The sequence below is a fragment of the Micromonospora sp. NPDC005324 genome, assembly GCF_040607155.1.
Classification (GTDB): domain Bacteria; phylum Actinomycetota; class Actinomycetes; order Mycobacteriales; family Micromonosporaceae; genus Micromonospora; species Micromonospora trifolii.
This window is the reverse complement of the sequence record NZ_JBEXGE010000008.1, coordinates 81,657-105,549: the sequence shown is the minus strand read 5'-3', so window position 1 is coordinate 105,549 and position 23,893 is coordinate 81,657. Positions and strand designations below refer to the sequence as shown.

Annotated in this window: 26 protein-coding genes; 14 read left to right on the top strand and 12 right to left on the bottom strand. The window is 72.2% G+C overall.

Annotation, left to right across the window (positions count from 1 at the left end):
• Positions 1-51: 51 nt before the first annotated feature.
• The 3 genes from ABZS40_RS10990 to ABZS40_RS10980 all read left to right on the top strand — a co-directional run bounded on the left by ABZS40_RS10990 (position 52) and on the right by ABZS40_RS10980 (position 3,491).
• On the top strand, positions 52-237 hold the full coding sequence (locus ABZS40_RS10990) for a DUF6104 family protein (RefSeq protein ID WP_030490374.1): 186 nt from the start codon (positions 52-54) through the stop codon (positions 235-237).
• A gap of 72 nt (positions 238-309) precedes the next feature.
• Positions 310-2,379: a phosphate acetyltransferase gene (gene pta, locus ABZS40_RS10985; protein WP_354943131.1), complete on the top strand. Its 2,070-nt coding sequence runs from the start codon at positions 310-312 to the stop codon at positions 2,377-2,379.
• The gene (locus tag ABZS40_RS10980; RefSeq protein WP_354943130.1) at positions 2,376-3,491 is read left to right on the top strand and encodes an acetate kinase; all 1,116 of its coding nucleotides are present in this window, start codon (positions 2,376-2,378) and stop codon (positions 3,489-3,491) included. Before pta ends, ABZS40_RS10980 begins: the two co-directional genes overlap by 4 nt.
• A 50-nt stretch (positions 3,492-3,541) precedes the next feature.
• Here ABZS40_RS10980 and ABZS40_RS10975 read toward each other — a convergent pair whose 3' ends face one another.
• Positions 3,542-3,715, bottom strand: a complete 174-nt coding sequence (locus ABZS40_RS10975; protein WP_238677859.1) for a hypothetical protein — start codon at positions 3,713-3,715, stop codon at positions 3,542-3,544.
• A 157-nt stretch (positions 3,716-3,872) separates the two neighbouring features.
• Here ABZS40_RS10975 and ABZS40_RS10970 point away from each other — a divergent pair, with 157 nt between their 5' ends.
• A complete protein-coding gene (locus tag ABZS40_RS10970) occupies positions 3,873-4,109 on the top strand; it encodes a hypothetical protein (RefSeq protein ID WP_354943129.1) in 237 nt (78 codons plus the stop codon).
• Between the two features lie 27 nt (positions 4,110-4,136).
• Entirely contained in the window at positions 4,137-4,682 is a 546-nt protein-coding gene (locus ABZS40_RS10965; protein ID WP_354943128.1) for an aminoglycoside adenylyltransferase, read from the top strand.
• Here ABZS40_RS10965 and ABZS40_RS10960 read toward each other — a convergent pair.
• Entirely contained in the window at positions 4,564-5,025 is a 462-nt protein-coding gene (locus tag ABZS40_RS10960; RefSeq protein ID WP_354943127.1) for a MerR family transcriptional regulator, read from the bottom strand. The genes ABZS40_RS10965 and ABZS40_RS10960 overlap by 119 nt on opposite strands.
• A gap of 91 nt (positions 5,026-5,116) precedes the next feature.
• Between ABZS40_RS10960 and ABZS40_RS10955 the strand changes: the two genes are divergently transcribed.
• A complete protein-coding gene (locus ABZS40_RS10955) occupies positions 5,117-6,166 on the top strand; it encodes an aldo/keto reductase (protein ID WP_354943126.1) in 1,050 nt (349 codons plus the stop codon).
• Positions 6,167-6,254: 88 nt separating this feature from the next.
• Entirely contained in the window at positions 6,255-7,223 is a 969-nt protein-coding gene (locus ABZS40_RS10950) for a chlorophyllase (RefSeq protein ID WP_354943125.1), read from the top strand.
• A 258-nt stretch (positions 7,224-7,481) separates the two neighbouring features.
• Here the strand turns inward: ABZS40_RS10950 and ABZS40_RS10945 are convergent, their stop codons facing one another.
• The 3 genes from ABZS40_RS10945 to ABZS40_RS10935 all read right to left on the bottom strand — a co-directional run bounded on the left by ABZS40_RS10945 (position 7,482) and on the right by ABZS40_RS10935 (position 10,157).
• Positions 7,482-8,444: a zinc-binding dehydrogenase gene (locus tag ABZS40_RS10945; protein WP_238677856.1), complete on the bottom strand. Its 963-nt coding sequence runs from the start codon at positions 8,442-8,444 to the stop codon at positions 7,482-7,484.
• Between the two features lie 38 nt (positions 8,445-8,482).
• Positions 8,483-9,661 carry an NADP-dependent malic enzyme gene (locus tag ABZS40_RS10940; RefSeq protein ID WP_354943124.1) on the bottom strand — a complete coding sequence of 393 codons (1,179 nt, stop codon included), beginning with the start codon at positions 9,659-9,661 and terminating at the stop codon, positions 8,483-8,485.
• Between the two features lie 145 nt (positions 9,662-9,806).
• Positions 9,807-10,157 carry a S24/S26 family peptidase gene (locus tag ABZS40_RS10935; RefSeq protein WP_238677854.1) on the bottom strand — a complete coding sequence of 117 codons (351 nt, stop codon included), beginning with the start codon at positions 10,155-10,157 and terminating at the stop codon, positions 9,807-9,809.
• 84 nt (positions 10,158-10,241) lie between these two features.
• On the opposite strand from ABZS40_RS10935, the gene sodN reads away from it, so the two are divergent.
• From sodN to ABZS40_RS10920, 3 genes are read left to right on the top strand one after another with little or no spacing between them, the layout of a single operon-like run.
• Positions 10,242-10,646 carry a superoxide dismutase, Ni gene (gene sodN / locus ABZS40_RS10930; protein ID WP_354943123.1) on the top strand — a complete coding sequence of 135 codons (405 nt, stop codon included), beginning with the start codon at positions 10,242-10,244 and terminating at the stop codon, positions 10,644-10,646.
• Positions 10,643-11,200 (top strand): GNAT family N-acetyltransferase, encoded by a 558-nt coding sequence (locus ABZS40_RS10925; RefSeq protein ID WP_354943122.1) that lies wholly within the window; start codon positions 10,643-10,645, stop codon positions 11,198-11,200. Before sodN ends, ABZS40_RS10925 begins: the two co-directional genes overlap by 4 nt.
• Positions 11,197-11,604, top strand: coding sequence for an ATP-binding protein (locus ABZS40_RS10920; RefSeq protein ID WP_354943121.1), 408 nt, complete (start codon positions 11,197-11,199; stop codon positions 11,602-11,604). Before ABZS40_RS10925 ends, ABZS40_RS10920 begins: the two co-directional genes overlap by 4 nt.
• A gap of 22 nt (positions 11,605-11,626) precedes the next feature.
• On the opposite strand, the gene ABZS40_RS10915 is transcribed toward ABZS40_RS10920, so the two are convergent.
• Complete coding sequence (locus ABZS40_RS10915) at positions 11,627-12,016, bottom strand: hypothetical protein (protein ID WP_354943120.1); 390 nt, start codon at positions 12,014-12,016, stop codon at positions 11,627-11,629.
• Positions 12,017-12,059: 43 nt separating this feature from the next.
• On the opposite strand from ABZS40_RS10915, the gene ABZS40_RS10910 reads away from it, so the two are divergent.
• Both ABZS40_RS10910 and ABZS40_RS10905 read left to right on the top strand, forming a co-directional pair.
• Complete coding sequence (locus ABZS40_RS10910) at positions 12,060-13,010, top strand: diacylglycerol kinase family protein (RefSeq protein ID WP_354943119.1); 951 nt, start codon at positions 12,060-12,062, stop codon at positions 13,008-13,010.
• Positions 13,011-13,458: 448 nt separating this feature from the next.
• Positions 13,459-13,716 carry a WhiB family transcriptional regulator gene (locus tag ABZS40_RS10905; protein WP_088950012.1) on the top strand — a complete coding sequence of 86 codons (258 nt, stop codon included), beginning with the start codon at positions 13,459-13,461 and terminating at the stop codon, positions 13,714-13,716.
• A gap of 87 nt (positions 13,717-13,803) precedes the next feature.
• Here ABZS40_RS10905 and ABZS40_RS10900 read toward each other — a convergent pair whose 3' ends face one another.
• The 4 genes from ABZS40_RS10900 to ABZS40_RS10885 are packed head-to-tail and all read right to left on the bottom strand — an operon-like array spanning position 13,804 to position 17,217.
• Positions 13,804-14,571: a CbiX/SirB N-terminal domain-containing protein gene (locus tag ABZS40_RS10900; protein WP_354943237.1), complete on the bottom strand. Its 768-nt coding sequence runs from the start codon at positions 14,569-14,571 to the stop codon at positions 13,804-13,806.
• A 17-nt stretch (positions 14,572-14,588) separates the two neighbouring features.
• Positions 14,589-15,350 carry a phosphoadenylyl-sulfate reductase gene (locus ABZS40_RS10895; protein ID WP_354943118.1) on the bottom strand — a complete coding sequence of 254 codons (762 nt, stop codon included), beginning with the start codon at positions 15,348-15,350 and terminating at the stop codon, positions 14,589-14,591.
• Positions 15,347-15,508 (bottom strand): hypothetical protein, encoded by a 162-nt coding sequence (locus tag ABZS40_RS10890; protein ID WP_165435836.1) that lies wholly within the window; start codon positions 15,506-15,508, stop codon positions 15,347-15,349. Before ABZS40_RS10890 ends, ABZS40_RS10895 begins: the two co-directional genes overlap by 4 nt.
• Positions 15,505-17,217: a nitrite/sulfite reductase gene (locus ABZS40_RS10885; protein ID WP_354943117.1), complete on the bottom strand. Its 1,713-nt coding sequence runs from the start codon at positions 17,215-17,217 to the stop codon at positions 15,505-15,507. The genes ABZS40_RS10890 and ABZS40_RS10885 overlap by 4 nt, the downstream gene beginning before the upstream one ends.
• Positions 17,218-17,526: 309 nt before the next feature.
• Here ABZS40_RS10885 and ABZS40_RS10880 point away from each other — a divergent pair, with 309 nt between their 5' ends.
• Complete coding sequence (locus ABZS40_RS10880; RefSeq protein WP_354943116.1) at positions 17,527-19,035, top strand: glycosyltransferase family 39 protein; 1,509 nt, start codon at positions 17,527-17,529, stop codon at positions 19,033-19,035.
• Between the two features lie 150 nt (positions 19,036-19,185).
• On the opposite strand, the gene ABZS40_RS10875 is transcribed toward ABZS40_RS10880, so the two are convergent.
• Both ABZS40_RS10875 and ABZS40_RS10870 read right to left on the bottom strand, forming a co-directional pair.
• Positions 19,186-20,778 (bottom strand): histidine kinase N-terminal domain-containing protein, encoded by a 1,593-nt coding sequence (locus ABZS40_RS10875; RefSeq protein ID WP_354943115.1) that lies wholly within the window; start codon positions 20,776-20,778, stop codon positions 19,186-19,188.
• A 25-nt stretch (positions 20,779-20,803) separates the two neighbouring features.
• Complete coding sequence (locus tag ABZS40_RS10870; protein ID WP_124776247.1) at positions 20,804-21,835, bottom strand: SIS domain-containing protein; 1,032 nt, start codon at positions 21,833-21,835, stop codon at positions 20,804-20,806.
• 188 nt (positions 21,836-22,023) lie between these two features.
• Between ABZS40_RS10870 and ABZS40_RS10865 the strand changes: the two genes are divergently transcribed.
• Positions 22,024-23,850 (top strand): tetratricopeptide repeat protein, encoded by a 1,827-nt coding sequence (locus tag ABZS40_RS10865; protein WP_354943114.1) that lies wholly within the window; start codon positions 22,024-22,026, stop codon positions 23,848-23,850.
• Positions 23,851-23,893: the final 43 nt, after the last annotated feature.

Below are 23,893 nucleotides of genomic sequence, written 5' to 3'. Positions count from 1 at the left end.
CCCACCCATCACCCGCCCGGCCCGAGCCGGGCCGAGCACGAGGACGTACCCATGTACTTCACCGACCGTGGCATCGAAGAGCTGGTCGAGCGCCGGGGCGAGGAGCAGGTGACACTGGAGTGGCTCGGCGAGCGCCTGCGCGACTTCGTCGACCTCAACCCCGACTTCGAAACCCCCATCGAGCGCCTGGCAACCTACCTGGCGCGCCTGGACGACCCCGACGACGAAGACGCCTAAACCCCACCCCCACGCCCACCCCAGGGGCGGAGGATTCGGGTGGGCGGCCTTGCGATCTTCTAGGGTGGGGCTGTGGCCCGAAGTGTGTATCTGACGAGCGTGGGGTCCGGCGGGGGCAAGTCGACGATTGCCCTCGGGTTGGCGGAGTTGCTGTCTCGCCAGGTCGGGCAGATCGGCGTGTTCCGACCGTTGGTGGCCGACACCGGCCAGGACCCGATCCTCGCCCTGCTGAGCGAGCGGTACCGCGTCGAGGTGCCCCTGTCCGAACTGGCCGGGGCGAGCTACGCCGAGGCGGCGGCGCTGGTCGCCGACGGCCGACGGGAGCAGCTCATCTCCGCCATCGTCGAGCGCTACCGGGCGGTGGAGCGGCAGTGCCCGGCGGTGGTCGTGGTAGGCAGTGACTTCGACGAGCCGGGCGACCCGGCCCACCCCCGGGAGCTGGCCTTCAACGCCCGGCTGGCCACCGAGTTCGGCAGCGTGGTGGTGCCGGTGGTGGACGGCTTCGGGCAGGAGCCGGCGGCCGTCGCGTCGGCGATGCGGGGGGCGTACCACGACCTAGCCGACCTGGGCGCGACAGTGCTCGCGGTGATCGCCAACCGGGTGACCGAGCCGATGACGCTGCCCGAGCTGCCGGTCCCCGCGTACGCCATCCCGGAGGTGCCGACCGTGTCGGCGCCGACGGTCGCCGAGGTGGCGGCGGCGCTCGGCGCCACCCTGCTGGCCGGGGACGACGCCGCGCTCGGTCGCGACGTGCTGGATTTCGTGGTCGGCGCGGCACATGTGCCGACCCTGCTGGGCCACCTCACCGAGGGCGCCCTGGTGATCACCCCCGGGGATCGGGCCGACCTGCTCGTCGCCGCGAGCGCCGCGCACGTGGCCGGGCAGGTGTCGGTGGCCGGGCTGGTGCTCACCCTCGGTGAGCAGCCCGACCCCCGGGTGATGCGGCTGGTGGAGGGGCTCAACACCGGGTTGGCGGTGCTCTCCGTGCGTCTCGACAGCTACGACACTGTGGCCGCGTCCAGTCGCATCGAGGGCCGGCCCAGCGCTACCAATCCCCGCAAGGTGGAGGCAGCGCTCGGCGCGTTCGAGCGCTGTGTGGACACCGACGACCTGGCCCGTCGGCTGCGGGTCAGCCGGTCGGCGCGGGTCACTCCACTGATGTTCGAGAACGAGCTGATCGACCGGGCCCGCTCGAAGCCCCGGCACCTGGTGCTACCGGAGGGCAGCGACGAGCGGATCCTGCGCGCTGCGGAGATCCTGCTACGCCGTGGGGTGGCCGAGCTGACGGTGCTCGGCCGGCCGGACGACATCGCCCGGCGCACCCGGGAGCTGGGCATCGACCTCGGCGACGCGCAGGTGGTCGACCCGGGCACCAGCGGGTGGCGCGACGACTTCGCCGCCGAGTACGCCAAGCTGCGCGCCCACCGGGGCGTCACCGCCGAGTCGGCGCACGACATCGTGGCGCAGCCCAACTACTTCGGCACGCTGATGGTGGCCACCGGCCGCGCCGACGGCATGGTCTCCGGCGCTACGCACACCACCGCCGCGACCATCCGGCCGGCGTTCGAGATCATCCGTACGCTGCCGGACGTCTCGGTGGCCTCCAGCGTCTTCTTCATGCTGCTCGCCGACCGGGTGCTGGTCTACGGCGACTGCGCGGTCAACCGCGACCCGGACGCGGCCCAGCTCGCCGACATCGCGATCTCGTCGGCCGACACCGCCGCCCGGTTCGGCATCGAACCCCGGGTGGCCATGCTGTCGTACTCCACCGGCAGCTCCGGCGCTGGCGCGGACGTGGAGAAGGTCGCCGCGGCCACCGCGCTGGTCCGGGAACGCCGGCCCGACCTGCTGGTCGAGGGGCCCATCCAGTACGACGCGGCGATCGACCCGGCGGTGGCGGCCACGAAGCTGCCCGACAGTGCCGTCGCCGGGCACGCAACGGTCTTCATCTTCCCGGACCTGAACACGGGCAACAACACCTACAAGGCGGTGCAGCGCTCGGCCGGGGCGGTCGCCGTCGGCCCGGTCATGCAGGGCCTGCGGCGGCCGGTGAACGACCTGTCGCGGGGCGCCACGGTGCCGGACATCGTCAACACGGTGGCGATCACCGCCATCCAGGCGGCCACCGAGGAGGCGTCGTGAGTCGGGTACTGGTGCTCAACTGCGGGTCGTCGTCGGTGAAGTGGCGCCGCTACGACGGCGACCGGGCACTCGACCACGGCACCGTCGAGCGGATCGGTGAGCCCGGTGGCGGCCCGGCGGACCACGCCGAGGCGGTCCGGCAGATCCTGGACGGGCTGGACCTGACCGGGCTGACGGCGGTCGGACACCGGGTGGTGCACGGTGGCCGGACCTTCAGCGCGCCGGTGCTGGTCAACGACGCGGTGCTGGCCGCGATCAAGGATCTGGTGCCGCTCGCCCCACTGCACAACCCGGCCAACCTGGCCGGCATCGAGGTGGCCCGCGCGGCGCTGCCGGACGTCCCGCAGGTCGCCGTCTTCGACACCGCGTTCCACCACACCCTGCCGGAGGCCGCCGCGACGTACGCGATCGACCGGGAGACCGCCGAGCGGTACGACATCCGCCGGTACGGCTTCCACGGCACCTCACACGCGTACGTGTCCCGGCGCACCGCCGAGCTGCTGGGCCGCCCGTACGAGCAGGTCAACACGATCACCCTGCACCTGGGCAACGGGGCCAGCGCCTGCGCGGTGGCGAACGGTCGCAGCGTCGCCACCTCGATGGGCATGTCCCCGTTGCAGGGGCTGGTGATGGGCACCCGCAGCGGCGACGTGGACCCGGCAGTGATCTTCCACCTGCGCCGGGAGGGCGGGCTGTCGGTGGACGACATCGACGACCTGCTCAACCAGCGCAGCGGCCTGCTCGGGCTGACCGGCGTCAACGACATGCGCGAGGTGCTCGAACGCCGGGCGGCCGGTGACCGGGCGGCGGCCCTCGCCTTCGACGTGTACTGCCGGCGCATCACCGAGTACGTCGGGGCGTACTACGCGCTGCTCGGTCGGGTCGACGCGATCGCCTTCACCGCCGGGGTCGGCGAGCACGCCGCGCCGGTGCGGGCCGCCGCGCTGGCCGGCCTGGGGCGGCTCGGCATCACAGTGGACGACGCCCGCAACGACGGCGAGGGCGACCGGTTGATCTCGCCCGACGGCGCCGAGGTGAGCGTCTGCGTCATCCGCACCGACGAGGAGCGGGAGATCGCCCGGCAGACCCGGGACGTGGTCGGAGCGACCTGACGCCACTGAGGCGCGCACCCCCGGGAGGCCCGAGGGTGCGCGCGACCCGGTCAGCCGGTCGCCAGCCAGGCGACGAGTGCCACCAGCACCACGACGACCACTGCCGCGCCGATGATGAGCGGCAGTCGGGACGGGGCCTCCGTCGGCGCCGCGGCCTCCGGCGTCTGGTTGAAGGCGCGGAACGCCTCGGTGTTGCCGCTGGGATCCGTGTAGTTCTCAGGCATGTCGGTGACCCTAGCGAAGCTGGTCACGCGGCACCGTCCCCGGCCCGCGGCGTCCCACTGGTGGACCCGGCCGGCGGAGGTGACCCGACCGGGTGGCGGGTGCACCCGAGCCGGACGGCGGGGCCGCTACGCCCGGCCGGGCACCTACCGTGGAACGATGGGGGCGGGCCGGCTGGTGGCCGTACTGGTGACGGCGCTGCTGGCCGGTAACGGCCGTGGCCGGCGGGCCGGTGTCGGCGCGCCGGGCGCCCGAGGGGTCGTACGCCGTCGGCGTGCGTACGCTCACCCTCGGTCCGCGCTCGGCGCGCCCCCTGCCGGTGACGATCTGGTATCCGGCCCCGCCGACGCCCACTCCCCCACCCTGACCCGTTACGAGTCCCGCCCGGCCCACTGACCCGGCCGACGCCGGTACGGTCTTCCGGTGGACGAGCTCACGCGCCGGCAGCTGGGGAGCATCGCCGAGGTCGTCGCGGTGAGCGGGGCGGGCGGCATCCCGGTGTGGCTGCGCGGCGGTTGGGCGATGGACTTCCAGCTCGGCGCGGTGACCCGCCCGCACGTCGACGTCGACTGGTACTGCTGGCGCGACGACGCGGACCGGCTGGCCGACCTGCTGCTGGCCCAGGGCTGGCTTCCCGACCCACGGATGCCGGTGGAGTCGCAGCTCGAGCTGTTCGCCGCCGACGTGGAGGTCAGCTTCGCGTACCTGGGTCGGGATGCCGCCGGCCGACCGACTGTGGGTGCCGGGTCCTGGGCCGGCACCCCGCTGCCGGCCGGGATCCTGGACGCCCCACCCGGCCGGATCGGCTCTCTCACCGCGCCGACCATCTCGGTGGCGGCCCAGATCGAGTTCAAGCAGATGTACCCGGTCTGGATGCCGGAACGTCCCCGCCGCCCGAAGGACGCCGACGACCTGGCCCGGCTGCGCGCCGGTCCTGGTCGAGCAGATCCTCGTACACCCCGACCTTGAAGGTGATCAGGTCCAGGCTCTGGGTGAGCCTGCCGATCTGGGTGGTGACGCGCCCGTGGTGCTCGCGGAGGAGCGCGAGTCTTTCCTCCTCGTTGCCGGCGCCTTCCCGAACGAGGTCGGTGTACCGGCGGAGCGCGGGCAGCGGCATGCCGGAGGCGCGAAGGATGATGCAGACCGTCAGCCAGTCCACGTCGTCCTGGCGGTAGCTGCGACGCCCGGCAGGCCCACGGCGTACCGGGCTGATGAAGAGGCCCTCCTGCTCGTAGAAGCGGAGGGTGTGCACGCTCAAGCCGGTGCGTTCGGCGACCTGTCCGATGCTCAGACTCGCGGTGACCTCAGCCATGCCGAGCAGAGTAACGAGGAGTTGACCTAGAGCCGACTCGAGCTCCTAGGGTGCTCGGTGATCGTCACTGAACCAGCCAAGGAGCATCGACATGCGCTATCGCACCCTCGGCGGCACCGGCATCGAGGTGAGCACCCACTGCCTCGGGACCATGATGTTCGGTGCCGTCGGCAACCCCGACCACGACGACTGTGTCCGCATCGTCCACACCGCCCTCGACCAGGGCATCAACGTCGTCGACACCGCCGACATGTACGGCCGGGGTGAGTCCGAGGATATCGTGGGCAAGGCGCTGCGTGGGCGCCGGGACGACGTCGTGCTGGCCACCAAGGTGCACTTTCCGATGGGCGAGGGCCCCAACCAGTGTGGCAACTCGCGGCGGTGGATCCTCAAGGCCGTCGAGGGGAGCCTCCGGCGGTTGAACACCGACTGGATCGACCTCTATCAGATCCACCGTCCTGATCCCTCGACCGACATCGAGGAGACGCTCTCGGTGCTCACCGACCTCGTCCGCGACGGGAAGATCCGTGCCTTCGGCTGCTCGACGTTCCCGGCCGAGGAGATCGTCGAGGCGCACCAGGTGTCCGAACGGCGCGGCCTCGGACGCCTGCGCACCGAGCAGCCGCCGTACTCGATCCTGGCCCGCGGGGTCGAGGCGTCGACCCTTCCGGTCTGCCAGCGCTACGGCATGGGGGTGCTGGTCTGGAGCCCGCTCGCCTTCGGGTTCCTCAGCGGCAGGTACCGCAGGGACCAGCCCATCGACCTGTCGACCGGGCGTGCCGTACTCCGGCCGGCGCAGTTCGACCCCACGATCGCCGAGAACGCCGCCAAGCTCGACATCGTGGAACAGCTCGTCGATCTCGCGGCGAGCATCGGCTGCACGCTTCCGCAGCTCGCCATCGCGTTCACCGTGGCCCATCCGGCCGTCACCTCGGCAATCATCGGGCCGCGAACGAGGCCGCAACTGGAGGATCTACTCAAGGGCGCCACGCTCACCCTGGACGACGCGACCCTCGACCGGATCGACGAGATCGTTCCGCCCGGAACGAACCGGTACAACCCCAACGCCGCCTTCCCTCCGCGCGCACTGACCGACACCGCACGACGGCGACGCCCGCTCGCCGAACGTGCCGCGGCCTGATGCCGGCCGCCCAGCGCTGGGTAAGCGGGCGGGCACACCGTGTCGAAGTCCACCAGGCGCGTCTGCGGGGCAAGGCACAATCGGATTCATGCCACGTCGCGTCACCCCCGCCCTGCTGGCCAGCGCCGTCCTCATGGCCGGTCTGGTCGGCTGCTCGGCGGACGCCAGGAAGACCGAGGGCCAGCAGCAGGCGCCCGTCGAACCACCGCCCGCCGCCACACCGACACCACAGGTCCCCGCCGGCAAGGCCCCGCAGCGCGCCTTCGCGGTCGGCGTACGCCAGCTCAAGCTGAACCGGGACGGCCGCGCGCTGCCGACGACGCTCTGGTACCCGGCGGCCGGGCAGTCCGGCGGCGCGGCCAAGCGGTCGGCGACGGCGGCGCAGGGCCGGTTCCCGGTGGTGATGTTCAGTCACGGCCTGGGTGGGCGACCGGACGACTACGCCACGCTGCTGACCCGCTGGGCGGCGGCGGGTTTCGTGGTGGCCGCCCCGACGTTCCCACACACCTCCCGTGGCGCGGACAACAACGTCCTCGACGTGCTCAACCAGCCCGCCGACGTGTCGTACGCGTTGGACCAGGTGCTGGCGTTGGACGGCAAGGCCGGCGACGCGTTGCGCGGCCGGTTGGACGGTGAGCGGGTGGCAGCGGCCGGGCACTCGGCGGGTGGGGTGACCACCATCGGCCTGTTCACCGCGAGCCGGGACGAACGGCTGGACGCGGGTGTGGTGTTCGCCGGCACGGCGCTCGGCGTGGGCACCGCGTTCGCCGGCGCGGCCGCACCGCAGTTGTTCGTGCACGGCGAGTTGGACGAGGTGGTCGAGTACGCGGCGGGCAGGGCCGCGTACGACAAGGTGCCCTGGCCGAAGGCGATGCTGAGCCTGCCCAAGGGCGACCACGGCCGGGCGCTGCTCAGCGACGGCGCGACGCTGCGGGTCGTCTCGGACACGTCCGTCGAGTTCCTCCGCTGGTCGCTCTACGGCGACGCCGACGCCAGGAAGCGCATCCCCACCGACGCGACGCGTGGCGACATCGCCACCTTCGACGACCACCTCTGACACCCGCCCCGACCGCGCCGGCGACCCAGGATCGCGCAGTAACCAGGAAGTGGTGGCCTCCACGAGACGGAGGCCACTATTTCCATGACAACACCGTTGCGTTAGGCGGAGTAGCTGTTCGTCAACCCCGCACCGCCTCGTCGATCATGGAGTTGTGTTGGGTGACAAAGTGCCCGCAGAGCACCAAACCAGGCACCACAACCCCATGATCGCCGAGGCCGGGCTGCGATCTAGCACTTACCGCGGCGGGGCGGCGCGTCAGGCGGTGTGGTCGATGACGACCTTGCCGAAGGCGTCGCCGGAGTGCAGTCGGGCGAAGGCGTCCTCTACCCGGCTGAACGGGATGACGCTGTCCACCACCGGGCGCACCTCGTTGTCGGAGCAGAACGCCAGCAGCTCGTACAGCTCGCCGGGCGTGCCCATCGAGGTGCCCAGGATCTCCAGCTGCATGGCGAAGACCCGGCGCAGGTTGACCGACGGCTCGTGCCCGGCGGTCGCGCCGGAGACCACGATCCGGGCCATCGGCGCGGCCGACTTCAGCGAGTGGTCGAAGGTGGCGGCGCCGACCGTCTCGATCACCACGTCCACTCGTTCCGGCAGCCGTGTGCCGGGCTCCACAGCGATGGCGCCGAGGGCCGAGATCCGGTCCCGCTTGGCGGCGTCGCGGCTGGTCGCGTACACCCGCTTGCCCATCGCGACGGCGAGCGCGACGGCCGCGGTGGCCACGCCACCGCCCGCGCCCTGGACCAGCACGCTGTCGGCGTCCGCGACGCGGCCCTTGGTGGTCAGCATCCGCCACGCGGTCAGCCAGGCCGTGGGCAGGCACGCCGCGTCGGTAGCCGCCATGCCGTCGGGCAGCGGGATCAGGTTCGACCGGGGTACGACCACCCGCTCGGCGAGGGTGCCGGCAAAGTGCTCGGAGAGGATGGAAACCCCGCGCGGGTCACCCGGCGTGACGACCACCGGGTACACGACCACCTGGCGCCCCTCCGGGTCCAGCCCGACCGCGTCGCAGCCGAGGATCATCGGCAGCTGGGCCTCGGTGAGACCCACCCCGCGCAGCGACCAGAGGTCGTGGTGGTTGAGCGAGGTGGCCCGCAACTGCACGGTCACCCAGTCGTCGGCCGGAGGGGTCGGCTCGGGCCGCTCGCCGACGGTGAGTGCGGCGAGCGGATCGGCGTCGTCGAAACGGGAGGCAAAGGCAGCACGCATGATCGGCACGGTAACAAGCTGAGCACTCGTTAAGAAGCCGTGCGCAATCAGCGGCGGGCGACGCCGTCGCGGCGGGCGGCTTCGGCGACCGCCTCGGCCACGGCCGGCGCGACGCGCGGGTCGAGCGGGGACGGAACGATCGCGTCGGCGGTCAGGGACTCCGCCACCACACCGGCGATGGCATCCGCGGCGGCGACCTTCATCGCCTCGGTGATCCGGGTGGCGCCGGCATCCAGCGCGCCGCGGAACACGCCGGGAAAGGCCAGCACGTTGTTGATCTGGTTGGGGTAGTCGCTGCGCCCGGTGGCAACCACCGCGACGTGCCGGGCGGCCACCTCGGGGTGCACCTCGGGGGTCGGGTTCGCCAGCGCGAACACGATCCCGCCGGGCGCCATCCCGGCCACCGCCGCCTCGCGGATCTGCCCGCCGGAGACCCCGACCAGCACGTCCGCGTCGCGCAGCGCCTCGGTGATGTCGCCGTGACGGCCGTCGGCGTTGGTGCTCGCCGCCAGCTCGGCCTTGGTGCCGGTCAGCTCGGCGCGGTGCCGGCCGATGATCCCCTTGGAGTCACAGACCACCACCTGGTCGGGGTTGACGCCCCCGGCGATCAGCATCTTCGTCACTGCCACACCGGCCGCGCCCGCGCCGCTCACCGCCACCCGTAGGTCACCGAGCTTGCGGTCGAGCAACATCGCGGCGTTGCGCAGCGCGGCCAGCACCACGATGGCAGTGCCGTGCTGGTCGTCGTGGAAGACCGGGATGTCCAGCGCCTCGTCGAGCCGACGCTCGATCTCGAAGCAACGCGGCGCGCTGATGTCCTCCAGATTGATCCCACCGAAGGAGGGGGCCAACGCCCGCACCACCGCGACGATCTCGTCCACGTCCTGGGTGTCCAGGCACACCGGCACCGCGTCCACCCCGGCGAACTGCTTGAACAGCACCGCCTTGCCCTCCATCACCGGCATCGCTGCCCGGGGGCCGATGTTGCCCAGCCCGAGCACCGCCGAGCCGTCGGTGACCACCGCGACCGTGTGCGACACCCAGGTGTAGTCGTCCACCAGTGCGGGGTCGGCGGCGATCGCCTCACACACCCGGGCCACCCCGGGGGTGTACGCCAGGGAGAGGTCCTCCCGGCTGGTGAGCGGCACGGTCGAGGTGACGGCCATCTTGCCGCCCCGGTGCAGTTGGAAGACGGGATCAGCGGGGTCCACGGTGGACGAAGACATGGTGGTGACTCCAGGATCTGTCGAGCAGATGTGAGGCGGCCGGCCCCGCCGCGAGGTGGGCGGCGAGCGGTGGCACGCGGTGCGGGGGGTCACCCGGGCACTTTCCGAGCATAGTGTCGGCACCACCCCTCGGATGTGAGCAGGGTCATAACTGACGACGAGGTACCCGTCCGGGGCGGGGCCAGTAGCGGGCCACCACCCGCCCGCGTACGTCGGCGACCCCGTACGCCCGGGAGTCGTCGGTGATCAGGTCGTTGTCGCCGCGTAGCCACCAGCCGCCGTCCTGCGGCCGGACCGCACGCTTCACCACCAGCAGATCGGGCCGGGTCCGGAAGACCGCGACCACCACGTCGCCGGCTCGGATCGGGCGGCCACCGGGACGAACCAGCACCGCGTCACCGTGCCGCAGGGTCGGGGCCATGGACGGGCCGGTCACCAGAACGGCGGTCAGCGGCCTCCGCAACCGGGGCACCTCAGCCGGGTGATCGGCGACCACTGGTTTCACCTCCACCCGGTTCGGGGAGCATCCCCAGGAGTAATGTCGCCTTTGATCATCGCAAACTTCCCATGGAGGATCCCGATGCGACTTCCGCGCATCCTTGCGCCCCGCGTCATCGCGAGCGCTCACTGCGACCTGCCGTGCGGTGTCTACGACCCGGCTCAGGCCCGGATCGAGGCCGAATCGGTCAAAATGATCTGCGAGAAGTACCAGTCGAACACCGACCCGGAGTTCCGCACCCGCGCCATCATCATCAAGGAGCAGCGCGCCGAGCTGGTCAAGCACCACCTCTGGGTGCTGTGGACCGACTACTTCAAGCCGCCGCACTTCGAGAAGTACCCGAACCTGCACAGCCTGTTCAACGAGGCCACCAAGCTCGCCGGCGCCGGTGGCGTCAAGGGCAGCCTCGACCCGGCCACCGCCGACAAGCTGCTCGCGAAGATCGACGAGATCTCGAAGATCTTCTGGGAGACCAAGAAGGCGTGACCTCCCCGGCCATCCCGACGATCCGGCCGGCACGTCCCGAGGACGTGCCGGCCGTCGTCGCCATGGTGCACGAGTTGGCCGAGTACGAGCGTGCCCCGGAACAGTGCCACCTCACCACCGAGCAGCTGACCTCGGCGCTCTTCACGACTGCTCCAGCGCTCTTCGGTCACGTCGCTGTGGACGAGCACGACGAGCCGGTCGGGTTCGCGCTGTGGTTCCTCAACTTCTCCACCTGGGCCGGCGTGCACGGCATCTACCTGGAGGACCTCTACGTCCGGCCGGCCGCCCGGGGCACCGGAGCCGGTCGACTGCTGCTCGCCACGCTGGCCGACATCTGCGTACGACGCGGCTACCAGCGGCTGGACTGGCAAATGATCGACTGGAATCCGGCCGCCGGCTTCTACGCCTCGATCGGCGCCGAGCAGACGAGCGAGTGGGTTCCCTACCGACTCGGCGGCGCCGCGCTCCGCGAGCTGGCCGAGCAGGCCATCACCGCCGGCACGCGTACGGGCGACCGACCGGGTAGAGTCCCCGACCGGGGGGATGAGGCGTGACTCAACTGACTGGCCAGCCAGCGACCGACGACGACGTGGTGCACCTCACGGTGCCTGCCGACGGCGGTTACCTCGGCGTGCTCCGCACCGCCACCGCCGGTCTCGCGGCCCGGTTGCAGTTCGCGCTCGACGAGATCGAGGATCTGCGGATCGCTGTCGACGAGGCGTGCGCCATGCTGCTCGCCATCGCCACCCGCGACGCCGAGCTGGAGTGCCGCTTCGCGGTCACCGAGGACGCGCTGACCGTCGAGGTGACAGTGCCGACCGTGCGCGGTGCCACGCTGCCCGCCGAGTCGTCCTTCGCCTGGAAGGTGCTCACCGCGCTGACCACCTCGGCGTCCGCCACGTCCGCCCACGATCGGGCCACTATCGCGCTGCTCACCCGCCGCTCCGGCGGCTACTGACCGGCCCGACAGGCCGGCGCGGTCACTCGAAGCCGAGGGCGCGGGTCGTCGGTGGGCAGATCAACAACCAGGCCACGCCCAGGCCGAGCGCCATCAGCGGCACGCCCAGCCAGCCGAGGCCAGCCTGGATCATGAACCACCCGATCGGCAGCAGCATCAACTGAAGCACGATCGCGGGGGCCCGTGCGCCCGCCTGACGGCGCAGCAGCGCGCGGCTCAGGGCCCAGAGCGCGACGGCAGCCCCGATGGCGAACACAGTCACCAGCAACGCCACCAGCAGGTCGGTGCGGGTGGCCGTGAGGTCGGCCCAGACCAGCCAGACGGCGATCAGCCCGACGACGGCCGCCTCCGCCCACAGCAGCCGGACCGCCCAGCGGAGCGTGACGGGGATCGGGTCCGAGTCGATGGTCACGCGCGCCACGATACCCGGGCTTCCGGAAGGTACAGTGCCGCCCATGCGGGCCGTCCTGGTGGTCAATCCGAAGGCCACCACCACCAGCGAACGCAGCCGGGACGTGCTCGTCCGGGCGCTGCGCAGCGAAGTCGATCTCAGCGTGCGCTACACCCGTCGGCGTGGGCACGCCGTGGCGCTGGCTCGGGAGGCAGCGGCCGAGGGGGTCGACCTGGTCGTCACCCTGGGTGGCGACGGCACTGTGAACGAGGTGGTGAACGGTCTGATGACGGCCGAACCGCCGACTCGCGCCGGCGACGTGCCGATGGCCGAGCGACTGCCCGCGCTGGCGACCGTCCCCGGTGGCTCGACAAACGTGTTCGCCCGCGCCGTGGGTCTGCCCCGGGAGTGGCCGGAGGCGACCAGCATGATCCTGGAAGGGCTGCGGCTGGGCCGGAGCCGGACGGTGGGGCTTGGCCTCGCCGACGACCGCTACTTCACCTTCTGCGCTGGCTTCGGCCTGGACGCCGCAGTGATCCACCGGGTGGAGCAGGCCCGGCGGAAGGGGCGGGTGTCCACGCCGTCGCTCTATCTGCGTTCGATCATGAATCAGTACTTCTTCGCCTCGGACCGGCGACACCCGGCGATCGTGCTGGAGCGTCCGGGCGAGCCGGCGGAGGCCGAGCTGGCCACCGTCATCATTCAGAACACGGCACCCTGGACGTACCTGGGCGACCGGGAGGTCAACCCGAACCCGGCGGCGTCGTTCGATCTCGGGCTGGATGTGCTGGCGTTGCGTCAGCTCCGGGTGGCTAGCACAACACGGACAGTGACGCAGTTCCTGTCCCGACAGCCGGATCCACGCGGCCGACAGGTGTTACGACTCCATGACACGGCGGAGTTCACGCTGGTCTCGAGTCGCCCACAGGCGTTCCAGCTGGACGGGGACTATCTCGGCGAGCGGGAAAAGGTCAGATTCACCTCCGTTCCGGCCGCACTGAGAGTAATCTGCTAGGTCTCGGGGTACTGCCCTTGGTCGACGCGGTAGCCACAACCGATCGACACGATCGCCGCCACACCGAGGACAGGTGCCGGAAATGTCAGCAATGTCACGCGGACTGTACTATATTGATCCTCGACTGTGGCACGGCGGGTAACCAGGAATGCACGGGAACCCGGACAAATGGGTTGTGGGCTTGCTCACCGCCCGGAGTTTTTCCAAGCGTCACCCTTGACATCACGACTGTTCGTGAAAGTATTCACAAGCGAACTTGAGTTACCGGGACACCGCCTGGATATGCTCGTCAAGTTGAGCTGTTCCAGCAGGTCCCCGGCACTAACTGCCTGCTCACGCACTGCCGAATGGACGGACGCTAACTGTCACCATCGGCACGCGGATGCATATAGGAAAAGCACGACCAAGCAATTGTTGCCACCCATCCAGAATGAGGAGTGTTGCCGCCATGGACTGGCGTCACCATAGTGTCTGCCGTGACGAGGACCCGGAGCTGTTCTTCCCGATCGGGACGTCCGGTCCGGCTCTCCTGCAGGTCGAGCAGGCCAAGGCCGTCTGCAGGCGCTGCTCCGTGACCGACCAGTGCCTGCAGTGGGCACTCGAGTCAGGTCAGGACGCTGGCGTCTGGGGCGGAATGAGCGAGGAGGAGCGGCGCGCCGTCAAGCGGCGCGGCGGTCTCCGGGTGTTGCGCGCTCACTCCGCCTGATTCCCAACACACAGCTGTACGCCCCGGTGGGTCCGCCCGCCGGGGCGTTCTGCTGTCCGGCACCGGGTCACCCCGTGCCGGCGCTGCTCAGCCAGTGGACGCCAGCGTGGGCCGGTCGTCGACCCGACGCAGCACCAACTCGACCAACTCCGGAGCGTCGGTCAGCGGCGCGGCGACCGCCACCGCACCCGCCGCCCCGGCCGCCTCGGTCACCGCGTCGTGGAACAGCCCCGGTGCCAGGAAGTACGCGGACACCGCGACCCGGCGCGCGCCGGCCGCCCGCAGCCGGGACACCGCCACACCGGCCGTCGGCGGCGCCGCCGACGCGTACGCCACCCGGCAGGGCACCCCGAATTCCACACCGAGCGCATCGGCGACCCGACCCACCGAGCGGCGCGCCCGCGCGTCCCGGGTGCCCGCCGCGGCCAGCACCAACGCGTCGAAGCGGCCCGGACGCGTCTCACCCAGCCGACGGCACAGCCCGGCCAACAGCCCAGGATCAGGCGTGTCGTCCGCCGGGCCGAGCACGTCGGTGACCCGTACCGACAGCGGTGGCCCGGATTGCGCCGCAGCGGCGACCGCCGCCGGGATGTCCACCCGGTGGTGGTACGCGGCGGTCAGCAGCAGCGGCACCAGCACCGCCCGGCGGTGACCGGCCACGGCCAGGTCGCGCAGCACCTCGGTCGGCCCCGGCTCGGTGTGGTCCAGCCAACTCGCCCACACCGGTGTGCCCGGCCGGGCCGCCGACACCGCCCGGGCCAGCGCCCGGGTGGCATCGGCCGCCCGTGGGTCACGGCTGCCGTGCGCGACAAGCACCACCGGGTCCGCCCCGCCGGCCGCACCGACGCCGGTCAGGGTCGTCGCCGGGGAGGTCAGACGTGCAGCCCGCACTCGGTCTTCTCGAACATGGCCCACCGGCCGGCCCGCGCGTCCTCGCCGGCCTTGGTACGGCGGGTGCACGGCCAGCAGCCGATCGACCCGTAACCCTGCTTGAACAGCTCGTTGACCGGCACGTTGAAGCGGGCGATGTAGGAGTCCACATCCTTCTGCGACCAGGCCGCGATCGGGTTGACCTTGATCTTGCCGCGGCGCGCGTCGAAGGTCACCACCGGCGTGTTGGCCCGGCTCGGCGACTCGTCCCGCCGCAGACCGGCGGCCCAGGCGTCGTACCCGGTCAGAGCCCGCTCCAGCGGCTCCACCTTGCGCAGCTGGCAGCAGTCGTCCGGCGACTTGTTGAACAGCCGGGGGCCGTACTGACCGTCCTGCTGGCCGACGGTGAGCCGGGGCCGGATCGACCGGACGTTCACCGGCAGCGTCCGGGCGACCTCGTCGCGTACCCGCAGCGTCTCGGGGAAGTGCAGGCCGGTGTCGAGGAAGACCACGTCCACCCCGGGGGCCACCCGGGACACCAGGTGCGCCAGCACGGCGTCCGCCATCGAGCTGGTCACGCAGAACCGCTCACCGAAGGTCTGCGCCGCCCAGCGGGCGATCTCCAGTGCCGGGGCGCCCTCCAGGTCCCGAGCGGCCTGCTCGGCCAGTGCCCGCAGCTCGTCCGGGCCGCGCCGGGCCGGGTCGACCGGCGTCGAGCCGCCCGGACCCACCAGGCGCAGGCTCGCGGCCGAGACGAGACTCATGAGGTCACCGCCCGACTCAGCAACCCGGTGAACTTCACCGAGAAGACCCGGGTGCAGGCGTGGCACTCCCAGGCGCCGTGACCCGCCTCGTGCGGCCGCAGGTCCTCCTCGCCGCAGTACGGGCAGTACAGAGGTGCCGCTCGGTTCTCGCTGCTCACCGCAGTTCCTCCTCGTCGACTCTGATCACCCAGTTGGCGAACGTCTCGCCCTCGCTCCGACCGGCCAGATAGCGACGGGCCAGCCGTTCCACGTACTCCGGAAGGTCGTCGGCGGTGGTCTTCAGGCCGCGCAGTTTGCGGCCGAAACCGGCGGTCTGCCCCTGGGCCATGCCCAGGCCGCCGCCCAGGTGCACCTGGAAACCCTCGACCTGCCGGCCGTCCGGGCCGACCACCAGTTGACCCTTGAGCCCGATGTCGGCCACCTGGGTGCGCGCGCACGCGTTCGGGCAGCCGTTGATGTGGATCGAGATGTCCGTGTCGAAGTCGCGCAGCCGCTGCTCCAGCCGGGCCACCAACTCCTCGCCGCGGGCCTTCGTCTCGACGATGGCGAGCTTGCAGTACTCGATGCCGGTGCACGCCATCGTGCCGCGCCGCCAGGCCGAGGGCCGGGCCTCCAGACCGATCCCGCGCAGCGCGTCGATCAGCGACTCCGTCCGCTCCGACGGCACGTCGAGCACCAGCAGCTTCTGGTACGGAGTGAGCCGCACCCGGTCGCTGCCGTGCGCCTCGACCACGTCGGCCAGCTGGCTGAGCTGCGCGCCGGAGACCCGCCCGACCACCGGAGCGGCGCCCACGTAGTGCCGCCCGTCGGCCTGCTCGTGCACACCCACGTGGTCGACCGGCTTCGACGGCAGGATCGGCGCCGGGCCGTCGAGCAGCGTACGACCGAGGTAGTCCTTCTCCAGGACCTCGCGGAAGCGCTCCACGCCCCAGTCGGCCACCAGGAACTTCAACCGGGCCCGGTTGCGCAGTCGGCGGTAGCCGTAGTCGCGGAAGATCCCGACCACCCCGGCCCACACGTCCGGCACCTCGGCCAGCGGAACCCAGACCCCGAGCCGCTTGGCGAGCATCGGGTTGGTGGAGAGGCCCCCGCCGACCCAGACGTCGAAGCCGGGCCCGTGCTCCGGGTGGTCGACACCGAGGAACGCGATGTCGTTCGACTCGTACGGGGTGTCCACCAGCCAGGAGATCGACGTCTTGAACTTGCGGGGCAGGTTGGAGAACTGCTTGTCGCCGACGTAACGGGAGACGATCTCGTCGATCGCCGGGGTCGGGTCGAGCAGCTCGTCGCGGGCCACCCCGGCGACCGGGCTGCCCAGCACGATCCGCGGGCAGTCGCCGCACGCCTCGGTGGTCTGCAGACCGACCGACTCCAGCCGACGCCAGATCTCCGGCATGTCCTCGACCCGGATCCAGTGGTACTGGATGTTCTGCCGGTCGGTGATGTCGGCGGTGTCCCGCGCGAACTCCCGGGAGATGTCAGCGATCACCCGCAGCTGCGCCAGGCTGAGCTGCCCGCCGTCGATGCGGACCCGGAGCATGAAGAACTCGTCCTCCAGCTCGTGCGGCTCCAGCACGGCGGTGCGCCCGCCGTCGATGCCCGCCTTGCGCTGGGTGTAGAGGCCCCACCAGCGGAACCGGCCCCGCAGGTCCTGCGGGTCGATCGAGGCGAAGCCGCGGTACGCGTAGATGGTCTCGATGCGGGCCCGGACGTTGAGCGGGTCGTCGTCCTTCTTGATCCGCTCGTTGGGGTTGAGCGGCTCGCGGTGGCCGAGCGCCCACTGACCCTCACCCCGTGGCCGGCGCGGCGCTCGGGTCGGGCGAGCCGTCGGGTCCTCGGAACGGGCCGGGATGCTGCTGACCGCCATCGCGGCGTCCTCCGTTGTCTGCTGTGCCTCGGGATACGCGGGGCGCGGCGGCCGGCCCGGCGAAGCGGGCGGGACAACGGTGTCTTCAGACAGCCGGCGCGGAGCGCGCCCGAGACAGATGGGTCGGGCGTCGTCAGTAGGCCGGACAGATCGCGCTGCGCACGCGGCCGTAATCGACGTGGCGACGTGCCACGAAGCGGCGGACGACTGCGGCGGTCATGGGGCCCATGCTGCCACACCCCATGGGGGCCGGCCAATGTCCACGTGCTGGATCCCACATCACGGGCCGGGGCGTGGCAGGCTCGGACCGTGGGGCAATTGTCCGAGAAATCGGCCGGGGCGGCGTGGGAGCACCTGCGCCGCCTGCCGGTCTGGCTCCCCCCGGCACTGTTGACACTGGCGGTGACAGTGACCGGGCTGGGCTCCGCCCAGCTCTGGCGCGACGAGCTGGCGACGTGGAGCGCGGCCACCCGGTCGCCCGGTGACCTGGCCCGACTGGCCGGCACCATCGACGCCGCCACCGGGCCGTACTACCTGCTGATGCACCTCTGGACCAGCGTCTTCGGCGACTCCACGATCGCCCTGCGCGTACCGGCGGTGTTGGCGATGACAGTGGCCGCCGGGCTGCTCGCCGTGCTCGGCGCGCGGCTCGTCGACCGGCGCGGCGGCCTCTTCGCCGGGCTGCTGTTCGCGGTGCTCCCGGGCACCTCCCGCTACGGGCAGGAGGCTCGCCCGTACGCGCTGGCCACCATGCTCGCCGTGCTCGCCACACTGCTGCTGGTGACCGCGCTGCGTCGGCCGAGCTGGGCCCGTTGGGCCGGTTACGCCGCTGCCGTCGCCGCTCTCGGGCTCATCCACCTGATCGCGCTCACAGTGCTCGCCGCCCACGCGCTGGTCGTCCTCATAACCTGGTGGCGCGGCCCGGCCCCGGCCGGCATCGCCACCCCGGCCCAGCCCGACGTCGAGCGGGACCGGCGGGTGTGGCGGTGGCTGGTCGCCGTTGTGCCGGTCGCGCTGTTGGCCGGCCCGCTGCTGGTCAAGGCCCGGACCCAGCAGTCCCGGCAGTTGAACTGGGTCCACCTGGCCCGGCTGGACGACCTGACCGCGCTGCCCGGCGGCGTGGCACAGAGCAGCGTTGTCGGTGGCCTGCTGGTCGGGGTCGCCGCGCTGGGCGCGGCCCGGCTCGGGCGGCGCGCCCTGCTGCCGGTCAGCGCGGTGCTGCTGCCCGTACTGCTGCTCTTCGCCGCCGGCACTGTCGTACCGCTGTGGGTGCCCCGGTACCTGGTCTTCGTGGTGCCCTTCGCGTGCCTGCTGGCGGGCGCGGCGCTGGCCGCCGTGGCCGCTCCGACCGCGCTCGTCGTCGTGGTCCTGGCCGGGCTGCTCGGCCTACCCGACCAGGCCGCGCTGCGACGGACCCACGAGTGGCCGCGCAGCGCGCCGGTGGACTACGCGGGGGCGGCCCGGGTGGTCGCCGACGGTCAGCGCCCGGGGGACGCGGTGGTCTACTCACCCCGGCACAGCTGGCTCTTCCTCGACCTCGGCATCGAGTACCACCTCAGCGACCCGCCCCGCGACGTGCTGGTCACCGAGGACGAGGTCCGCCGCGGCGATCTGTGGGCCGCCGAGTGCCCGCAGCCAGCACCGTGCCTGGCCGGTACGACACGCGTGTGGCTCGTCGTCTCCGGCCGGCACGCCGAGCCGCTGGCCGCCGTGCCCGGCGCCAAGGGCGACGCGCTTCGCACGGACTTCACCGTCACCCAGGTCTGGCAACGCCCCGGCCTCACCGTCGCCCTACTGACCAGCCGCCCCGGCCGCTGACCCGGCCCCCCGGGCGCCGGCCGGCGACCGGGCTCGCCCACCTCGGAGCGCCTGATGCCGGTGAGTCATCGTGATGACTGTGAGGCATCACGCCCATCCTGATATCCGCTCCCGCCGCAGACCCCGCCCCACCGGAGGCGAAAGGGCGGGTCAGCCCTGCGAGCGGCCGTCGTGGGTGCTGCGGGCCAGCGGGACGACCAGCATGGCCTCGGTGCCACCGTTGGCGCCGGCACGCAGTTCGATGGTGCCGCGCAGCTCCCCGGTGATCAGGGCTCGGACGATCTGGAGGCCGAGCCGGCTGCCGCGTTCGGCGTCGAAGTCCGGGGGCAGGCCGCGTCCGTTGTCGGTCACCGAGACGTGCAGCATCTTGCGGAACCGGTGCGCGGAGACCACCACCTCGGGCCGCAGTGACGGGTCGACCTCGGGAGGGGCGACCGGCACCATGCCGGAGGCGGCGGCCACCGGAGCCGCCTCCGTCTCGTCTGCCGGCGGGAAGCCGTGCTCGACCGCGTTGAGCAGCAACTCGTTGAGGACCATCACCAGCGAGGTGGCGATCTCCGCCGGCAGCACGCCGAAGCTGCCCCGCCGACGCATGCCGACGCTCACCTCGGTCGCCGCGACCTCGGTCGCCGCGCTGGCCACCCGGTCGACGATGCCGTCGAACTCCACCGCCTCGTCGCTGGACATCGAGAGTGTCTCGTGCACCAGGGCGATCGAGGCGACCCGACGGACCGATTCCTCCAACGCGACCCGGGCCTCCGGCATCGCCACCCGGCGGGCCTGCAACCGCAGCAGCGCGGCCACCGTCTGGAGGTTGTTCTTCACCCGGTGGTGGATCTCCCGGATGGTGGCGTCCTTGGTGATCAGTGCCCGGTCCCGGCGGCGGACCTCGGTGATGTCCCGGACCAGCACCAACGCTCCGATCGGCACCCCGGCCGGCATCAGCGGCAACGCCCGCGTGAGCATCGTGGCACCTCGTGCGTCGATCTCCCGGCGGGGTGGCGCCTCACCGCGCAGCGCGGCCAGGATGCCGTTCGAGGCCTCGGTGCCGTCCAGCGGGTCACCGGCCAACCGGCGGTGCAACACGGCCAGGTCCTCCCCCACCAGGTGCGAGGCGTAGCCCAGTCGGCGGTACGCGGACTGGGCGTTCGGGCTGGCGTAGGTGACCTTGCCGCCGGCGTCGAGCCGGACCAGGCCGTCGCCGACCCGGGGCGCGGAGGTGGTCTCGCCCGGATGCCGCGGCGGCGGGAAGGTGCCGTCCGCGATCATCTGCGCCAGGTCGTCGGCCGTGGTGAGGTAGTTCAACTCCAGCTGGCTGGGCGTACGCGCGGTGGAGAGGTTGGTGTCCCGCCCCACCACGGCGATCACCTCGCCGGCCTCCCCCTCGGCGGTACGCAGCCGGACCGGGATCGCCTCGTGCCGCGCCGGCACGTCGCCATACCAGACCGGGTCGCCCTCGCGCCAGATCCGGCCCTGGGAGTACGCCACCCCCAGGTGGGCCACCTCCGGACCGCCGACGATCCGACCCACCTGGTCGTCCTGGTAGGCGGTCGGTGCGGTGGTCGGGCGCACCTGGGCGACGCAGAGGAACGTGCCGTCGGCGTCGACCGGCACCCAGAGCAGCAGGTCAGCGAAGGACAGATCGGAGAGCAGTTGCCAGTCGCCGGCGATCCGGTGCAGGTGGTCGATGTCGGCCGGACGGAGATGGGTGTGCTCCTCGGCGAGGTCGCGCAGCGTGGACACGGTGACCAGGGTGCCACGCCGCGCCTCACATCGTCGCGGTGACCTTCTTCAACCCGCGCGGCGCGTCCGGGTCCTCGCCCCGGGTGAGCGCCAGGGCCAGCGCCAACCGCTGCATCGGCAGGATGTCCAGCAGCGGGGCGTACCGCTCGTCGACCTCGGGGACGGCCAGCCGAGTGGCGCCCGGCACGTCGGCGGAGCCGACCACCACCACGTCGGCGCGGCGTTCGCCGAGGCGGGGCAGCACCTCGCCCATCGACCGGCCACCGGGGCCGGAGCCGACCACGGCGAGCACCGGGACCTCGGGGTCGGTCATCGCGAGCGGGCCGTGCAGCAGGTCGGCGCCGGAGAAGGCGAGGGCGGGCAGGTACGAGGTCTCCATCAGCTTCAACGCGGCCTCCCGGGCCGTCGGGTAGGCGTACCCCCGGCCGGTGGTGACCAGCTGACGAGCGAACCGGTAGCGCGGGGCGAGCTGGGCCGGGGTGCCGTCGGCCAGGGTGCGGGCGGCCAGCTCGGGCAGTGCGTCGAGCGCCTCCCGTTCGGCCTTCGGGAGCACGCCGTCGCCAGCCCGGATCCCCTCCACCAGCATCAGCAGGGCGAGCAGTTCGGCGGTGTACGTCTTGGTGGCGGCCACCGCCCGCTCGTGCCCGGCGGCGATGTCGACGCTCAGCTCGGCCACGTCGACCAGCGGCGAGTCGGGGGCGTTGGTCACCGCGAGGGTCAGCGCCCCGGAGGCTCGGGCGGCACGCAGCACCTCGGCCAGGTCGGGTGAGCCGCCGCTCTGGCTGACACCGACGACCAGCGCGTCGGACAGGTCGGGGCGGGCCCCGAACAGGGTGACGACGCTGGGCGAGGCGAGCCCGGCGGGCAGGCCGAGCCGGATCTCGGTCAGGTAGGCCCCGTAGAGGGCCGCGTGATCGGAGGTCCCCCGCGCGGTGAAGACCACGTGGCGTGGCCGACGTTCCGCGATGACCGCCGCCACCCGGGCGATCTCGGCCGCGTTGGCAGCGGAGAGCAGGCGCGCGTAGCCAGCCGGCTGCTCGTCGATGTCGGCGGCCATTCCAGCCCCTGCACGTGTCACGGAAACCCCTCCCCTGCGCGATTGCCGCGCGATTCTTGCTCAGTCTTGCACTTTTGAGCGTATCTCAGCAATCGAACGAGCAGGACTGCGCAGGTGATCACCAGTTGATCTCAACATCAACTAGGCTTTACCCGTTACACCCGGTCTCACTGCCACGAGAGGACGACGTGCCCGAGGGAACGGACGATCCCGCGCTCTCCGCGACGGAGGAGCTGGCGCTGGCCCGGCAGGCACTCGACGAGGGCGACCTGCACCACGCCGCCGGCCACCTCGCCGGCGCGTTGGCACGGGCCCCCACCCTGCCGGAGGTGCACGAGACGCTGGCCCGGCTCGCCGCGACGAACGGCGGCGGCCTCGACCTCTTCCCGATCAACCACCACACCTTCGTCGGTGCCGTCGTCGCCCGCGCCCACCTCCTCGCCACCGCCGGCCGCCCCGCCGAAGGGCTGGAGCTGCTGGCCGCGGCGACGTCGTACGCGCCCGGCACCGAGTGGGCCGGCGTGCCCTGGGTCACCGCGCCCGAGCTGGCCGAACGACTGGACCCGGCGCACATCGCCCGCGTCCTCATGCAGGTCTGCGCCGCGCTGCCCGACCCGGTGCCGCGGATCGGCCGGGCCCCGCTGACCCCGTACCTCACGCTCGCCCGCAACGCGGCCACCGTGCACCCCGACCACGGCCTGCTGCTGGGCGCGGCGTCCGCGCTGGCCCGGCGCCTCGGCGAGGTCGAGCTGGCGGTCCGCTGGGCCACCCGAGGGGTACGCGCACAGCCCTCGAAGATGGGCGAGGTGTGGCTCGGGTACGCGTACCGCAGCTCGGGCCGGACCCGTGACGGCCTCGCGGCCCTCGGTCGGGCCGTCGAGCTGGACCCCGACGACCTGGCGATCTACGCGGACATCGCCGGCACCCTGGCCGAGATCGGCCGGCTCGACGAGGCGCTGGAGTGGACCGAGCGGGCGCTGGCGCGCGATCCGTCGTTCGACTGCGCGGTGCACACCGCCCACCGCCTGCGGCACCTGCGCGACGGCGACCTCGCCCACCTGGTCGCGCTCGCCGACTTCGTGCGGGACCACCCGGACGACAGCCACGAGCACGGCGACCTGGCCCAGTGCTGCCGGGGTCGTCCCTGGCTCGGCCAACTCACCCCGGCCGGCGGGCCCCTGGTCGACGCGATGCGCCAGGCGGTGGCCGATGACGACAACGGTCTCGGCGGGGCCGTACGCCTACCCGCCGCCGCCCCGCCGAGCGCGGTCGGGACGGCGATCTCCACCGCCCCCGGGCTGCGGATCGAGGTCGTCGGAACGCCGGAGCCCGACCCGCGCAAGCCCCGACGGGCGTCCGCCCAGCGGTTGTGGCACTACGCGGACGCGGTGCCCACGCCCGCGCTGGCGGCGCCCTCGGCGACGGCGGTGGAACGGATCGGGCAGATCGCCCACCCGGCGTGGGCACACCCACCGGCGGCGTACGACGCGGCGGTGGGTCTGGCCGGCCTCGACCTGGCCGACCTGCTCGGCCTGCTGGTGCACCCGCCGGCGGCGCCGGCCAACGCTGTGGGGCGGCTGCTGGCCGCCCACGACCCGTCGGTCTGGGTCCGTGGGGTGCAGGTGTGGGCCTGTCTGGGGCTGCTGCACCATCGCACCGACGAGCCGTGGGAGAGCTCGACCCGACGTCGGGTGCTGCTCGATCTGATCTGGGGCGTCGAGGACTGGGTCACCGAGGCGGCGCTGTTCGCCCTGGTCACCGCCGCCTGGGTGGACCCTTCGGTGCGGCCGGACGTGGCCCGGGTGGTGGCGGAGCGGCTGGCCGACGCGGCTGCCGTGGCGCGGAGCCGACCGGTCCCGATCGCCGCTTCGCTGGCTCATCTGGCTCTCGCCGCCCCGCAGTTGGATCCGGAGACGGCGGCACTGGCCACCGATCTGCTGGCCACCCACTCCCCCCGACTCCCCCGCCCCCGCAACCCCCTGCGCCGCCTCTGGCAACGGCTGCGCCGCCGCTGAACTCCCCGCCAACCCCCGCGATCTTGCACTTACTGTCGCCGTT

What these genes read in the sequence shown, in the direction of transcription:
- ABZS40_RS10990 (WP_030490374.1), top strand. Translation starts at nt 52, where the DNA reads ATGTACTTCACCGACCGTGGCATCGAAGAGCTGGTCGAGCGCCGGGGC.
- ABZS40_RS10975 (WP_238677859.1), bottom strand. Translation starts at nt 3,715, where the DNA reads ATGCCTGAGAACTACACGGATCCCAGCGGCAACACCGAGGCGTTCCGC.
- ABZS40_RS10970 (WP_354943129.1), top strand. Translation starts at nt 3,873, where the DNA reads ATGGGGGCGGGCCGGCTGGTGGCCGTACTGGTGACGGCGCTGCTGGCC.
- ABZS40_RS10960 (WP_354943127.1), bottom strand. Translation starts at nt 5,025, where the DNA reads ATGGCTGAGGTCACCGCGAGTCTGAGCATCGGACAGGTCGCCGAACGC.
- ABZS40_RS10955 (WP_354943126.1), top strand. Translation starts at nt 5,117, where the DNA reads ATGCGCTATCGCACCCTCGGCGGCACCGGCATCGAGGTGAGCACCCAC.
- ABZS40_RS10950 (WP_354943125.1), top strand. Translation starts at nt 6,255, where the DNA reads ATGCCACGTCGCGTCACCCCCGCCCTGCTGGCCAGCGCCGTCCTCATG.
- ABZS40_RS10940 (WP_354943124.1), bottom strand. Translation starts at nt 9,661, where the DNA reads ATGTCTTCGTCCACCGTGGACCCCGCTGATCCCGTCTTCCAACTGCAC.
- sodN (WP_354943123.1), top strand. Translation starts at nt 10,242, where the DNA reads ATGCGACTTCCGCGCATCCTTGCGCCCCGCGTCATCGCGAGCGCTCAC.
- ABZS40_RS10910 (WP_354943119.1), top strand. Translation starts at nt 12,060, where the DNA reads ATGCGGGCCGTCCTGGTGGTCAATCCGAAGGCCACCACCACCAGCGAA.
- ABZS40_RS10905 (WP_088950012.1), top strand. Translation starts at nt 13,459, where the DNA reads ATGGACTGGCGTCACCATAGTGTCTGCCGTGACGAGGACCCGGAGCTG.
- ABZS40_RS10895 (WP_354943118.1), bottom strand. Translation starts at nt 15,350, where the DNA reads ATGAGTCTCGTCTCGGCCGCGAGCCTGCGCCTGGTGGGTCCGGGCGGC.
- ABZS40_RS10885 (WP_354943117.1), bottom strand. Translation starts at nt 17,217, where the DNA reads ATGGCGGTCAGCAGCATCCCGGCCCGTTCCGAGGACCCGACGGCTCGC.
- ABZS40_RS10870 (WP_124776247.1), bottom strand. Translation starts at nt 21,835, where the DNA reads ATGGCCGCCGACATCGACGAGCAGCCGGCTGGCTACGCGCGCCTGCTC.